Below are 13,898 nucleotides of genomic sequence, written 5' to 3'. Positions count from 1 at the left end.
GTGACTCGGCGGTCGCCGGGCTCGCTGCTCGTGGTGCCCGGTGGGCGCTGGGCTTGCTGTTCGGTGGGAGCCTGTGGTCGTCGCGCTGACTAACCTGGCGCCGTGACCATCGAGTTGACGCTGCTGACGGACGTCTCGTTCGGCGGGCGGGAGATCACCGCGCCGCGGCTGCGGGCGTTGCTCGCGTTGCTCGCCGGGGAGTTGCGGGCCGGGTGCGCGGTCGGGCGGCTGGTGGACGGGTTGTGGCCGGACGAGCAACCGGAGAATCCGGCGAAGGCCCTGCAGATCCTGGTGTCGCGGGCGCGCCGGCAGCTGGGAGCCGGGGTCGTCGCCAGTACCCCCGCCGGTTATCGGCTCACCCTGCGCGAGGACCAGGTCGACGCCTGCGCCGTCCTGCTGTTCGCCGCCGCGGCCGCCGAGAAGGCGCGGGCCGGGGACCACGCGGGCGCCCTCGCCGAGGCGGAGGAGGGGCTCGCCCTCTGGGACGGCGCCCCGGCCGACACGGCGGGCGCCCTCGGCGACCCCGTCGGCGAACTGCGCGCCGCACGCGCCGCCACCCGTCACGCCCTCGCCCGCTCCCACGCCCTCGCGCTCTCGCGCACCGGCCGCCGGGACGAGGCCGTCGGCCCCCTCGCCGAACTGGCCGCCGCGCACCCCCGCGACGAGGAGCTCCTGCTGGAGCTGATGCGCTGCCAGACGGCCACCGCGGGCGGCGCCGTCGCCCTGGCCACGTACGACGCCCACCGCCGCCGCCTGCGCGACGAGCTCGGCACCGACCCCGGGCCCGCCCTCCAGGAACTCCACCAGGAACTGCTGCGCGGCGAGGCCCCCGTCGTACGGCGCGGTGTTCCGCACGAGCCCAACCCGCTGCTCGGGCGGGACGCCGACGTCGCCGCCGTGACCCGCCTGCTGCACAGCGCCCGCGTCACCTCGGTCGTCGGACCCGGCGGCCTCGGCAAGACCCGCCTCGCGAGCGCCGTCGCCCGGGAGGCCGAGCAACGGGTCGTGCACCTCGTGCCGCTCGCCGGGGTCCGCCGGGACGCCGACGTCGCGGCCGAGGTCGCCGCGGCGCTGGACGCCTCCGGCGCCGACCCGTTCACCGGCATCGTCGGCATCCTCGGCTCCGGGCCCGCATTGCTCGTCCTGGACAACTGCGAGCACGTGGTGCAAGGCGTCGCCGACCTGGTCCGGGCCCTGGTGTCGAGGACCCGGGACCTGCGGATCCTCACCACCAGCCGGGCGCCGCTCGGGCTGTCCTCCGAGACCGTCTATCCGCTGCCCGAGCTGGACCCCGCCACCACCGTCGAGCTGTTCGAGCAGCGCGCCCGCGCCGCCCGCCCTGACGCCGACATGCCCGCCGACACCGTCGCCGCGCTGTGTCGCCGTCTCGACGGGCTTCCCTTGGCCGTCGAACTCGCCGCGGCCCGGGTGCGGGTGATGTCCGTCGCGGAGATCGCCCGCCGCCTGGAGGACCGCTTCGCGCTGCTGCGGGGCGGCCCCCGGGACGCCCCGCAGCGGCACCGCACCCTGCACGCCGTCGTCGACTGGAGCTGGAACCTGCTCGACGGGCCGACACGCTCCGCCCTGGCCGCCCTCTCCGTCTTCCCGGCCGGATTCACCGCCGAGGCGGCCGGTCGACTCGTGGACGACGCCTGGGAGACCCTGGAGGAGCTGGTCGACCAGTCGCTGCTGAAGGTCGCCGACACCGCCCACGGTTCCCGCTTCCGCATGCTGGAGACGGTTCGTGAGTTCGCCGCCGCGCACCGCGAGGCGTCCGTCACGGAGCGGTTCCTGGGCTGGGCGAGGGAGTTCGGCGCCGCCCACCACGACGCGCCCTTCGGCACCGACCCCTTCGCGTCCTGGCAGCAGATCCGCGCCGAGCAGGACAACCTCGTCCACGCGCTGCGCCTCGCGCTCGCCCGGGACGACCTCGACACCGTCGCCGCGGTCACCGCCGTGCTCGGCGGCCTGTGGACCACGGAGACCAACTACCCCCGGATGATCGCCCTCACCGCGGACACCGCCCGGCCGCTGTCGCACTACCGGCCCGGCCCCGAGTACGTCGAGCCCACGCGCACCGCCGCCGCCCTGCTGACCGCCAACCTGTTCCTGGGCGTCGGACCGGGCGCCGTGCGCACCCTGGTCACCCTGCGCCGGCTGCCGCCCGCCGAGCCGGACACGGTCGTGCGGGCCGTCGCGGCGGTGCTGTGCGCCTTCCCGCGGGTGCTCGCCGACCATGCGGCACTGGCCGAACTGTGCGACAGCGACCGGCCGTTGCTCGCGGGTGTCGCCAACTGCGTGGCCGGCTACGTGTGGGAGAGCGAGCACCGCACGGACCTCGCGCTCGCCGCCGCCCGCCGCATGGTCGAGGCGCTCGGCGACGTCGACATCCCGCTGCTGCGGGTCTGGCCGGCCTCCCGTCTCGCCGAACTGTGCCTGCAGACCGAGCGTGGGGGCGAGGCCCTGGCTCCCATGGAGCGCGCGCTGGAGGCCCTGGAGAGCCTGGGCGAGTGGAACGACACGATCGGCGTACGGTGGGGGCTGATGCTCGCCAACCTGCAGACCGGTGACCTCGACGCGGCGGAGCACTGGCTGGAGGAGGCGCTGCGGAACCAGCCGGAGGGCACCGCCTCCGACGCCTTCACCCCCGACCTGGGCGCCCGCGCCGAGATGGCCCTCGCGCGGGGCGACGTCGAGACGGGGCTCGGACTGTGGCGCCGGGCACTGGAGCGGCTGGAGCACGGTTCGGCTCCGGTCTTCGGCGACGAACTCGTCATGGAGGGCTGGGTGTGGGAACTCCAGTCGGTCGCCCTCACCGCACACGCCCGGCACGGCCGGACCGAACTGGTGGCACCGCTGGCCACCGCGCTGCCCGCCCGCCTCACCGCCCTGCTGACCCGCCCGACGGCCGCACCGCACTACGTGACCGTGGACTTCCCGGTGTGCGGCGCGCTCCTGCTGGCCCTGGGCGCGGTCGCCCTGGCCGACGGCGACGGCGCTCACGGGGCCCGTCTGACCGCCCTCGCCGAACGCTTCCGCGCCCTGCGCAACTTCCAGCCCACCATGTCCTCGGTACGCGCCCGCGAGGACGCCCGGAACGCCGACGGGGCGGCCTACGAGGACGCGGTGTCGACGTACGCCGCCCTGGACGCGGAGGGACTGCGCGAGGCCGCCCTCGGGCTGCTGCGGGTCACAGCCTGACCGGCAGACCCAGCAGATGGAAGCCGTCGCCGGGCCAGTGCCCGAACCGCACCTCGGCCCGGTCCACCGCCAACTCCGGTGCGGCCGGCCGTCGTACGACGAGCTCCTCCAGGACCACGCCGGTCACCAGGCGGCCGAGCGCCGCGCCGATGCAGTAGTGCGGGCCGTGCCCGAAGGCCAGGTGGCCGTCGCCCCGGCCGAACTCCCGTGTGACGTCGAGACGTTCGGGGGCGTCGTACGCCGCCGGGTCGTGGTCGGCGGCGAACAGGGCGACCGTGACGGCCTCGCCCTTCCGCAGCCGGGTGCCGGCGAACACGAACTCCTCGGTGGCGTACAGGGTGGCTCCCATGCGGACGAGCGTGACGTACCTCAGGAGTTCCGGGACCGCCCGGCCGAGCGTCTCCGGCTCGGCGCGCAGCCGCTCCAGCTGGTCCGGGTGGTCGAGGAGGGCGAGGACGGCATGGGCGAGGAACAGGGCGGGCGGGGTGATCCCGGTGTTGATCAGCAGGAAGAAGGTGGTGACGATCTCGTCGTCGGTCATGCCGCCGTCCGCCAGCAGCGCCGAGACCAGGTCGTCGGCCGGTTCGGCGCGGCGCCGCGCCACCAGGTCCTTCGTGTACTCCACGATGCCGCCGAGCCCTTCCAGGACGCGGCTGCCGTCGCCGTACGCGAAGTCCCGGATCCAGCCGCAGACCTTGTCCTGGTCGCCCGCGTCCACGCCGACGAGCGCGCAGATGACGGCGGTGCTCAGCGGATACGCGAACTCCCCCAGCAGATCGGCCTGTTCGCGCCCCGCGAGGGTCTCGATCAGCTCCCGTGCGGTCTTCTCCACGAAGGGGCGCAGCGCGGCGACCCGGCGGGCGGTGAAAGCGCGGGTGAGCGGGTTGCGGCGTCTGGTGTGTTCGTCACCGTCGAAGAGCGCGAGGTGGCCCGAGAGGTACTGCGCGTACTCGGCCGGGAGGCCGCCTGCGCCCTGGGCCAGCAACTCGGCCTGTGGATCGGGCATTTCGGAGTCCGGGATCGTCGAGCGGTCCCGCACCAGACGCGGTTCGGTGAGCGCGGCCTTCACGTCCTCGTGACGGGTGACGAGCCGTACGGCGGTGTCCAGGCCGGGGAGGACGACGTGGCCGAGGCCGGGGCGGGTGCGCAGGGCGGCATAGGCGCCGACCGGGTTCTCGACGAGTTCGGGGGTGAAGTGGACGGGGGTCTCGGTGGTCATCTCGGGTTCCTCTCCGGGTGGTTGGTGATATCTGATCAGCTGGGGTCGCGGTCGAACAGGCGGAGCGACCACACGAACCCGAGGACCGCGATCCCCACGCTCCACGCCACCGCCATCCAGCCGTTGTGCCCGATCTGCGTCCCGGTCAGCAGCCCGCGCACGGTCTCGATGACCGTGGTGAAGGGCTGGTACTCGGCGAACCAGCGGATCCAGGACGGCATCGAGTCGACCGGCACGAAGGTGCTGCTGACGAAGGGCAGCAGGAACGAGATCGGCAGCGGGGCGTTGCTGGCCCCCTCCGGGGTCTTGCTGATCAGCCCGAGGGCGACCGACAGCCAGGTCAGGCCGAAGACGAAGAGAACGAGCAGTCCGCCGGCCGCCAGCCACTCCAAGGCGCCCGCGTCGGGACGGAAGCCGATGGCGAGGGCGACGGCGGTCACCAGGACCAGGTTGAACACCGTCTGGATGACACTGCCGACCACATGGCCGACCAGGATCGACGCCCGGGAGATCGCCATGGTGCGGAAGCGGGCGACGATGCCCTCGGTCATGTCCGTGCACACGGCGACCGCCGTCGGCACGCTTCCGGTGCCCGCGGTCATCAGCAGGATGCCGGGGACGAGATAGGCGAGGTACGCGGTACGGCCGCCGCCCTGGCCGATTCCGGCGCCGAGCGCCGAGCCGAAGACGTACACGAACAGGAGCAGCAGGAAGACGGGGATGAGCGCGACCTGGAGCGTCATCGACGGGTAGCGGCGGGCGTGCAGCAGATTGCGGCGCAGCATGGTGAGCGAGTCGCGGACGTGCGGGGCGGGCGGGGCGGCGGTGGTCATCGGGCCTGCACCTTCTCGTTCTCGGGGTGGTCGGTGACCGCGAAGAAGACGTCGTCGAGGTCGGGGGTGTGCACGGTCAGGGAGTCGACGTCGACGCGGGCGCTGTCGAGGGCGTCGAGCAGGGCACGCAGGGTGTGCACGCCGCCGTCGCCGGGGACCTGGAGGGTCAGCGCCTCGTCGTCGCGCAGCCCCGAGCCCAACACCGCTGCGGCGCGGGCGAGTTGGGACGGGTCGAGGAACCGGAGCCGGACATGGCCGCCGGGGACCAGACGCTTGAGTTCCTCCGCCGTGCCCTCGGCGACGATCCGGCCGCCGCTCAGGACCGCGATGCGGTCGGCGAGCTGGTCGGCCTCCTCCAGGTACTGCGTGGTGAGGAAGACGGTGACTCCGTCGTCGACGAGATCGCGGACGATCTGCCACATGGTGTGCCGGGAGCGCGGGTCGAGACCGGTGGTCGGCTCGTCGAGGAAGATCACCTCGGGGGAGCCGACCAGCGTCATCGCGAGGTCGAGGCGCCGTCGCATACCGCCGGAGTAGGTGGCGGCGGGCTTCTTCGCGGCGTCCGACAGGTCGAAGCGCTCCAGGAGTTCGGCGGCGACGCGCCTGCCCTCGGGGCGGGGCAGATGGTGCAGGTCCGCCATGAGCGCCATGTTCTCCTCGCCGGTGATCAGGTTGTCGACGGCGGAGAACTGGCCGGTGACGCCGATCGCGGCCCGTACGGACTGCGGTGCGGCGGCGACACCGTGGCCGGCGACCCGGGCCCCGCCGCCGTCGGCGCGGATCAGGGTGGACAGGATCTGGACGGTGGTGGTCTTACCGGCCCCGTTCGGGCCGAGCAGCGCGAAGACCGTGCCGCGCGGGACGTGCAGGTCGATGCCGTCGAGGACGACCTTGTCGCCGTACGCCTTGCGCAGGCCGGTGGCCTCGATGGCCGGTGGTGTCGTCTGGTTCATGCCGCAGAGCGTGCGGGACGCCGGATTCAGGGCGGCTTCACGGCGGTTTCAGCGGGCCGGACGGACTGAAACCCGGGCATGGGAAAGGGCGGGCCGCCGGAAGGGGGAGATGATCGGGGCCGTGCCCGTGGGAGCACTGAGCGCGTGCGGGGCGAAGGGTGAGAATCAGCGGATTCACAGCCCGGGCACAGTCGGGAGAGGACGGACGCCGAGGCTGGGACCGGATCCGGCCAAACTCCCGAAGGAAACGTGAAACACAAGAGGTCTAGACTCTGCCTGCAACGGCCCAGACCGAAGGGTGTACGGCGTCTTGATACGCATAGATTCAGTCACCAAGCGCTACCCCGACGGTACGGTCGCGGTCGACAACCTCTCCCTGGAGATCCCCGACCGCTCGATCACCGTCTTCGTCGGACCGTCGGGCTGCGGCAAGACGACGACCCTGCGCATGATCAACCGGATGATCGAGCCCAGCGAGGGCACGATCACCCTCGACGGCAAGGACATCACCCAGCAGCCGGTCAACTCGCTGCGGCGGTCCATGGGTTACGTCATCCAGAACGCCGGCCTCTTCCAGCACCGCACGATCGTCGACAACATCGCCACCGTGCCCCGGCTGCTCGGCTGGAGCAAGGACAAGGCACGGGCGCGGGCCCGGGAGCTGATGGAGCGGGTCGGACTGGACGGCGCGCTCGCCAAGCGGTACCCGTACCAGCTGTCCGGAGGCCAGCAGCAGCGCGTCGGCGTGGCCCGGGCGCTCGCCGCGGATCCGCCGGTGCTGCTGATGGACGAGCCGTTCTCGGCCGTCGACCCCGTGGTGCGCAAGGGCTTGCAGGACGAACTGCTCCGAATCCAGGAGGAGTTGGGCAAGACCATCGTCTTCGTCACCCACGACATCGACGAGGCCGTCAAGATCGGCACGATGGTCGCCGTGATGCGCACCGGCGGTCACCTCGCCCAGTTCGCGCCGCCCGCCGAGCTGCTGTCGAACCCCGCGGACGCGTTCGTCGAGGACTTCCTCGGCGCGGACCGCGGCATCCGGCGGCTGTCGTTCTTCTCCTCCGCGGGACTCGACCTGCTCACCACCCCGATCGTGGCCGTCGACGCCACCGCCGAGCAGATCGCCGAGCGCAGCGCGAACGGAGCGCCGTACCTGCTCGTCACCGATGTGGACGGCAAGCCGCTCGGCTGGAGCGAGCCGGGCGCCCTGACCGCTGGGGACGTCGACCCCGCCCGGCTCCTCGCGTTCGGGCGTCCTTTCGAACACGGCAAGGACTCGCTGCGCGCCGCGCTCGACTGCGCCGTGCTCTCGCCCACCGGGTGGGCCGTGGCGGTGGGCGCCGACGGCCGGGTCGCGGGCGTCGTCTCGCAGCAGACCATCGCCGAGGCGATCCGCACCGCCCACGCGGAAGGCCGTACGGAGAAGGTCGTCGGATGAGCGGCGGCTTCTTCGACATCCCGAGCGACCTGCAGAACACCTACTGGGGTCTGGTGGGGCTGCATCTGCGCGAGGCGCTGATCCCGGTCGTGGCCGGCCTGGTGGTGGCCCTGCCCGTCGCCCAGCTCTGCGTACGGCTGCGCTGGCTGTACCCGCCCGTGCTGTGGGTGACGACGATCCTGTACGCGATTCCCTCGCTCGCCTTCTTCGTCGTCCTCATCGACTACACCGGCCAGACCGAGACGACGGTGATGATCCCGCTCGGCGTCTACAGCCTGGTGGTGTTCGTCCCGGCGATCGTGGACGGCGTCCGGTCCGTGCCGCAGGAGACCATGGACGCGGCGACGGCGATGGGCCTCGGGCCCGTACGCCGCTACTTCCAGGTCCAGTTGCCGATCGCGGCGCCCGCGATCATCGCCGGGCTCCGGGTCGCGACCGTCTCCAGCATCTCCCTGGTCAGCGTCGGCATGCTGATCGGCAACCAGGGCGGTCTGGGCAATCTGCTCAACGACGGCATGATCTACCACCAGCCGCGCCTGGTCTGGCTGTCCGTCGTCGGCACGGCCGTCCTCGCCATCCTCGCGGACGCCCTGCTGGTCCTCGTCCGCGTCCTCGTGACCCCCTGGATGCCGCGCGGCACCCGCAAACCCCGTCCCGTGGACGAACCCGAACCGATGCAGGCCGCACTGGAGGATGCCGCCCGATGAACGTCCTCCACTTCATCAACGCCTTCTTCAGCGACAGCGCCCACTGGCACGGCTACGACGGCATCCCCACCCGGCTGCGCGAGCACTTCCAGTACTCGCTCACCGCGCTCGCCATCGCCGCGGCGATCGGGCTGCCGGCCGGTCTGCTCACCGGGCACACCGGGCGCGGCGGCAACACCGTGGCGTTCGTCGCCACGGCCGGCCGGGCGCTGCCCAGCTTCGGCCTGCTGGTGCTGATGTTCGTGCTGCTCGGGCTCGGTCTGACGCCGGTGATGATCCCGCTGGTCGTCCTCGCCGTCCCGCCGATCCTCGTCACCACCTACGAGGCGGTGCGCTCCGTGGACCCGTCCCCGGTGGACGCGGCCCGCGGCATGGGCATGGCCGAGCCGCGCATCCTCTTCCAGGTCGAACTCCCGGTCGCCCTCCCCCTGATCCTCAGCGGCCTCCGCTCGGCGGCCATCCAGATCGTCTCGACGGCCACCATCGCGGCGTACGTCTCACTGGGCGGTCTTGGGCGCTACATCGTGGACGGCCTCTACCAGCGCAACTACGAGAAGGTGGTGGGCGGGGCGACGCTGGTGGCCGTGCTGGCGCTGCTGACGCTGGGGTTCTTCGGGCTGGTGGCGCGGTTCACAGTGTCACCAGGGGTACGCAGAAGCGCCTCTTGAGGGGCGCGGGGCTGTATCGATCAGCGGCTCCGCCGCGGGACGCGATCAGCCCCCACCGACCCGCAGCCGAACGGGGGCCGGTGGGGGCGTCAGCCCTCCGTGCGCGCCAGCGCAAGCTCCAGCACAACCAGCAGAGCATCCCGCACGGAGCCCCGCTCCCGGGCGTCGAACACCACGACCGGCACACCGTCGGAGACATCCAGCGCCCAGCGGACCTCGTCCAGCCCGTGCTCGACCTTGCCGTCGAAGGCGTTGACGGCGACCGCGAACGGGATCTGCCGGTGCTCGAAGTAGTCGACGGCGGCGTAGCAGTCGTCGAGGCGGCGGGTGTCCACGATGACCAGGCCGCCGACCGCGCCCTCCACGATGTCGTCCCACATGAACCCGAACCGCTCCTGGCCGGGCGTGCCGAACAGGTACAGCTTCAGCGTCGGGTCGATGGTGATGCACCCGAAGTCCATCGCCACCGTGGTCGTGGTCTTCGCCGGGGTGTGGCTGAGGTCGTCCACGCCCGCCGCGACCTCCGTGATGACGGCCTCGGTGGTCAGCGGCTCGATCTCGGAGATCGCCCCCACGGCGGTGGTCTTGCCCACGCCGAAACCGCCCGCGATCACCATCTTGACCGGCAGCGGCGGTCGTACGGCGGCCCCCTGGTCGGCCGGGGCGAGGGTGGCCGGTTCAGTCGGTGTCACGCAGTACCCCTCGGGAGTTCGGGATGGCCCGCAGGCCATCGATCACCCTGCGCAGGACGGATGCGTCGTGGGTGACGTCGACGTCGGGCACGTACACCGTCAGATGCCCGGCGGCGCGCAGGTCCTCGGCGAGGACCCGCACGACGTTGAGGTGCAGCCGCAGCCGGGCCGCCAGTTCCGCGACGGACTGCGGCAGCCGGCAGGCGGCGACGATGTCGTGCTGCTCGAAGGAGAGCCCGTCGAGGACGGCGAGGCCCTCGGCGGTGGCCACCACCTGGGTCTCGACCGGCATCGGCCGGCCGGACGCCGTCGGCGCCACCCGGCCGGCGGTGACCAGGAACGGCCGTACGGCGGGGGCCGGACCGACCGGGTCCCGGCCCGGAGGTGGGGAGCCGTCCGCCATGGGTGAAGTCTTCCTGCTCGGCCGGGCCCGTGGAGCCCGGGTCCGGGTGGCGACCGGTCAGCGTGCCGACGCGGAGCCGACGCTGTTCTTGAGCTGGAGCACGAGCTGCGGGTTGAGGGCGCTGCCGGCCCGGTTGGCGAACAGGGTCATCTCGTAGGCGATGTTGCCCAGCTTGGCCTCCTTGTCGGTGACGACGCCGAGCACGGCGCCGCTGCCGATCGCGGAGACCAGGACATGGCCGCCCTCCAGGTCGATGATGACCTTGTTGAGGGCGCCCAGGCCGTAGTTGCCGGACGCGCCGGCGGCCAGGCTGGTGATGCCGGAGACGATCGCGGCCAGCCGCTCCGAGTCCGCGGGTTCGCGCAGCTCGGAGACGGCGATGAGCAGCCCGTCGGACGAGACCGCGATGGCGTCGACGACGCCCGCGGTCTCCGTCGCGAAACGGTTGAGCAGCCAGGTGAAGTCGGCTGCGGCGGCCTGCAGTTCGGCGGGCGTGGCGCCAGTCGGCGTACTCACTGCTCGGCTCCTTCCGGGAGGTGCTTCTGGTCGTGCGGGTGGGTGGTCGCGGGCCGGCTGCCGGCGGCGCTGTCGCGGTGCGCGCGCTCCACGGCCGCCTCGAACTCGTCGAGCGCGTCCCGCACGGCGTCGGCGTCGGCGAGCCGAGGGGCCTGCCGTGCCGCCTGCTGGGCAGCGGCGTCGACGGTCGTACGGAGAGTGGCACCGCGGACGCGGCGACGCAGGGGCCGCGAGGAGCCGTCGCCCGAGGGCGCCTGGCCGGTCCCGCCGGGGGCGGACGGCGCTGTCGCGCCCGGGGTGGCCTGGGAAGACGATACCTCCGGGCCAACGCCCGAGGAACCGCCGGGTGTTGCGTCATCGGACCGTGAGTGACTCACGTCCTGGGGGACCTGCCCGGAGCCGAACGGCGAGGAAGAACCGCTCCCGACGCCCGACACCGGCGCGCTCGCCGCCACGTCCGGGGTCGTGCCCGCGGCCGACGCGGCGCGCGTGGCGTCCGGTGCGGTCCCTGTCGTGGGTGCGATGGGGGCCGTGCCCGTGCCCCGCCCGGGTGCGCTCGGTGTCGCGTCCGCGGCTGTGCCCGGCGTGGGTGCGCTCGGTGTTGTGTCCGGTGCCGCCCCGGCGGAGGGTGCGGCTGGTGCCGCGTTCGAGGGCGTGCCTGGCGTGGGTGCGCTCGGTGTTGTGTCCGTGGTGGGGCCCATGGCTGGTGCGCTCCATGTGGCGTCCGGTGTGGTCCCCGCAGCGGCTGCGGCTGCTGTCGCGTCCGCGGCTGTGCTCGGCGCGGGTGCGGGGCTCGTGGCGTCCCGTGCCGCTCCCGTGGTGGGTGCGATGGGTGCCGTGTCCGCGGTTCCGCCCGGCGCGACCGTGGTCGGTGTCACGTCCGCTGCTGTGTTCAGGGCGGGCGTGGCCGGTGCGGGGTTCGAGGTCGGGTCCGGTGCAGGCGCGGTGGATGCCTCGTCCGGGGCCGCGGCGGTCGAGCGCGGAGTCTCGGCAGGGTCCGTCTCCCGGCGGGGCACCCGGCGCGGGAGCGGTCCGCCGGGGCGCATGGCCTCGGACGACGTTCCGGCGGCTTCGGCGGCAGCGGACCGGCGCGGGCCGGACACGGCACCGGACAGCGGCCGTTCAGCGGCAGTCCGCCCCGCCGACCCGGTCGTGGCGTCGCCCCGTGCCTCCGCCGACCCCGACGCAACCTCGCCCAGAGCCTTCGCCGGCCCTGCCGTCACGTCTCCCCGGTGCCCCGCGGACCTGCCGGAGGCGGCCTCCACCGGGCTCATCGTCAGCAGCAGTGACGACGGGACCGTCACCTCCGCCGTCAGGCCGCCGCCCGGTGTGCGGGACAGCAGGACGCTGACGTCCCAGCGGCGCGCCAGGGTGCCGACCACGAACAGGCCGAGCACCTTCGTCGGCACCACGTCGAGGCGCTCGCGGCGGATCAGCCGGGCGTTCTCCTCGGCGAGCCGCTCGGCGCTCATACCGAGGCCGTGGTCGGAGATGACGATGGTGGCACCGCCCGAGAGGGCTGCCTCCTCGCCGGAGGTGTCCCGCACGTACACCTCGACCGGGCTGCCCGCGGGCGAGAACGACACGGCGTTCTCGAGGAGTTCGGCCACCATCAGCGTCAGGTCGCCGATGATGTCGGGCTCCACCATGACCTCGGTGCGCGCGTGCAGTCGTACCCGCTGGAAGCCCTCGATCTGCCCGAGCGCGGCGCGTACGACGTTGGTGAGGGCGGTGGGACCGGAGTCCAGGACGGTCTCGCGGATGCCGGCCAGCAGCATCAGGCTGTCCGCGTTGCGGCGCAGACGGACGGCGATGTGGTCGATGGAGTAGAGGCGTTCGAGGAGGGCCGGGTCGGTCTCGCCCCGCTCCACCGCGTCGATCAGGGCGAGCTGACGGGTCGTCAGGTTGCTGACGCGGCGGCCGACGTTGCCGAACATCTCGGCGATGTTGCGGCGGCTGAGCACCTGCCGCTCCAGCAGTGCGATCGAGGTGGTCTGCACGCGGTTGAACACCTCGGCCAGCTCACCGATCTCGTCGTCCGCGGTCACCGGCATCTCGCGCAGCTTCGGCGGGCTGTCGTCCTCGGCGTCGTCGTCGGCCACCCGGGCCAGTTCCCGGCCCGCCACCTCGGCGACCTCCCGCGCGGCGCCGGTGAGGGCCTGCACCGGCCGGACCACCGAGCGGCGCACCAGCACCGAGAAGGCGAGCCACAGGACGAAGCCGAGCAGGGCACCCGCCAGCAGCAGACCCGCGCGCCACCAGGCCTTGGTGGAGGCGTGGTCCGCGCCGTCGGCGATCTGGGCGATGAGGGACGAGGTGATCTTCAGCCGGGCCGCGGCCTGCTCCGGGTAGGCGGGGTAGTCGCTCAGGGCGTCCTGGAACGCGGCCTTGATCTCCGCCGGCGTGGTGGCCTGCAGGGTGCTGGGCGCGACCTGCAGCTCCGCGTACGCCTGGGCGATGTCCCGCTGGGCGGCGGTGTGCTCGATGGCGCCGAGCTCGTCGGCCTGCTGCTCGGTGGCGAACCGGGAGAAGCGTTCGGCCTGGCTGGTGTAGAGCTGGTACGCGCCGACCGCGGTCGTGAACTCGATCTGCGCGTTCGTGTCACCGGTCGTCGCGGAGAACACGCCGGTCTCGAAGGAGCCGTGCGCGGCGTCGGCACGCAGCAGCGAGTCGAGGAGGTTGCCGGTGAAGGTGGCCGCCAGCTCCGCGTTGCGGTCGAGGCCCAGACCGTCGATCACGGTCCTGGCGGCATTGTCGTAGGCGGGGTCGATGTTGCTCGCGGGCAGATAGCTCTGCTCGACCGTCCCGCGCAGGCTGGTGAGGCCCTCGACCTCCTTGAGCGCCTGCGCCTCGCTGTCCGGCAGCCCGTCGCCGAAGGCCTGGCGCACCACGGCGATCTGCCTGTCGACCGCGTCCTGCGCCTTGCGGTAGGCGCTGAGCGTGGACTGGACGCCGCGGCCTTTGGCCTCGTAGCGCACGGACAGCAGGATCGCCAGCTGGTGCTCGCTCTCCAGGTCGTTGACCAGCGACGCCACCTGCTCGCTGTTGCGCACGAGGTCCGCCGCGGATGCCGCGCCCCGCGCCTGGCCCACCTGGCCGGAAATGAGATAGGAGAGCAGGGCGGCCACGACCGCCAGGGGTACACCGACCAGGAGGTTGAGCTTGCGGCGGAACGACCATCGGTCGGCGAAGCCCCGTATGCCGGCCACCGGGCCTCCTTCATCTTCATGCGGGGTCTCGACGCGTGCGACCATTGCGGACTGACCGA

General features: G+C 72.8%; 11 protein-coding genes. 4 read left to right on the top strand and 7 right to left on the bottom strand.

From position 1 onward, the window contains the following. Positions 1–102: 102 nt before the first annotated feature. Complete coding sequence (locus tag ABT254_RS12595; RefSeq protein ID WP_351467599.1) at positions 103–3,201, top strand: ATP-binding protein; 3,099 nt, start codon at positions 103–105, stop codon at positions 3,199–3,201. On the opposite strand, the gene ABT254_RS12590 is transcribed toward ABT254_RS12595, so the two are convergent. Genes ABT254_RS12590 through ABT254_RS12580 form a run of 3 tightly spaced genes read right to left on the bottom strand, consistent with a single transcriptional unit; the run spans position 3,191 to position 6,206 of the window. Continuing rightward, positions 3,191–4,420, bottom strand: a complete 1,230-nt coding sequence (locus ABT254_RS12590) for a cytochrome P450 (protein WP_351467596.1) — start codon at positions 4,418–4,420, stop codon at positions 3,191–3,193. The genes ABT254_RS12595 and ABT254_RS12590 overlap by 11 nt on opposite strands. A gap of 35 nt (positions 4,421–4,455) precedes the next feature. Then, complete coding sequence (locus tag ABT254_RS12585; RefSeq protein WP_351467594.1) at positions 4,456–5,253, bottom strand: ABC transporter permease; 798 nt, start codon at positions 5,251–5,253, stop codon at positions 4,456–4,458. Continuing rightward, positions 5,250–6,206: an ATP-binding cassette domain-containing protein gene (locus ABT254_RS12580; RefSeq protein ID WP_351467591.1), complete on the bottom strand. Its 957-nt coding sequence runs from the start codon at positions 6,204–6,206 to the stop codon at positions 5,250–5,252. Before ABT254_RS12580 ends, ABT254_RS12585 begins: the two co-directional genes overlap by 4 nt. 310 nt (positions 6,207–6,516) lie before the next feature. Here ABT254_RS12580 and ABT254_RS12575 point away from each other — a divergent pair, with 310 nt between their 5' ends. Genes ABT254_RS12575 through ABT254_RS12565 form a run of 3 tightly spaced genes read left to right on the top strand, consistent with a single transcriptional unit; the run spans position 6,517 to position 9,019 of the window. After that, a complete protein-coding gene (locus ABT254_RS12575) occupies positions 6,517–7,644 on the top strand; it encodes an ABC transporter ATP-binding protein (protein ID WP_351467588.1) in 1,128 nt (375 codons plus the stop codon). After that, entirely contained in the window at positions 7,641–8,351 is a 711-nt protein-coding gene (locus ABT254_RS12570) for an ABC transporter permease (protein WP_351467585.1), read from the top strand. The genes ABT254_RS12575 and ABT254_RS12570 overlap by 4 nt, the downstream gene beginning before the upstream one ends. Continuing rightward, positions 8,348–9,019 carry an ABC transporter permease gene (locus tag ABT254_RS12565; protein ID WP_351467582.1) on the top strand — a complete coding sequence of 224 codons (672 nt, stop codon included), beginning with the start codon at positions 8,348–8,350 and terminating at the stop codon, positions 9,017–9,019. The genes ABT254_RS12570 and ABT254_RS12565 overlap by 4 nt, the downstream gene beginning before the upstream one ends. A gap of 89 nt (positions 9,020–9,108) precedes the next feature. On the opposite strand, the gene ABT254_RS12560 is transcribed toward ABT254_RS12565, so the two are convergent. The 4 genes from ABT254_RS12560 to ABT254_RS12545 are packed head-to-tail and all read right to left on the bottom strand — an operon-like array spanning position 9,109 to position 13,839. After that, positions 9,109–9,711, bottom strand: coding sequence for a GTP-binding protein (locus tag ABT254_RS12560; protein ID WP_351467579.1), 603 nt, complete (start codon positions 9,709–9,711; stop codon positions 9,109–9,111). Further along, complete coding sequence (locus ABT254_RS12555; protein WP_351467576.1) at positions 9,698–10,114, bottom strand: DUF742 domain-containing protein; 417 nt, start codon at positions 10,112–10,114, stop codon at positions 9,698–9,700. Before ABT254_RS12555 ends, ABT254_RS12560 begins: the two co-directional genes overlap by 14 nt. A gap of 57 nt (positions 10,115–10,171) precedes the next feature. Further along, a complete protein-coding gene (locus ABT254_RS12550) occupies positions 10,172–10,630 on the bottom strand; it encodes a roadblock/LC7 domain-containing protein (protein WP_351467573.1) in 459 nt (152 codons plus the stop codon). After that, positions 10,627–13,839 carry a sensor histidine kinase gene (locus ABT254_RS12545; RefSeq protein WP_351467570.1) on the bottom strand — a complete coding sequence of 1,071 codons (3,213 nt, stop codon included), beginning with the start codon at positions 13,837–13,839 and terminating at the stop codon, positions 10,627–10,629. Before ABT254_RS12545 ends, ABT254_RS12550 begins: the two co-directional genes overlap by 4 nt. Positions 13,840–13,898 lie beyond the last annotated feature (59 nt).

It is taken from the genome of Streptomyces sp. NPDC001137 (assembly GCF_040298885.1).
In the GTDB taxonomy this organism is placed as follows: domain Bacteria; phylum Actinomycetota; class Actinomycetes; order Streptomycetales; family Streptomycetaceae; genus Streptomyces.
Note: the sequence above shows the minus strand (reverse complement) of the source record. Positions and strands in the feature narration are given on the sequence as shown.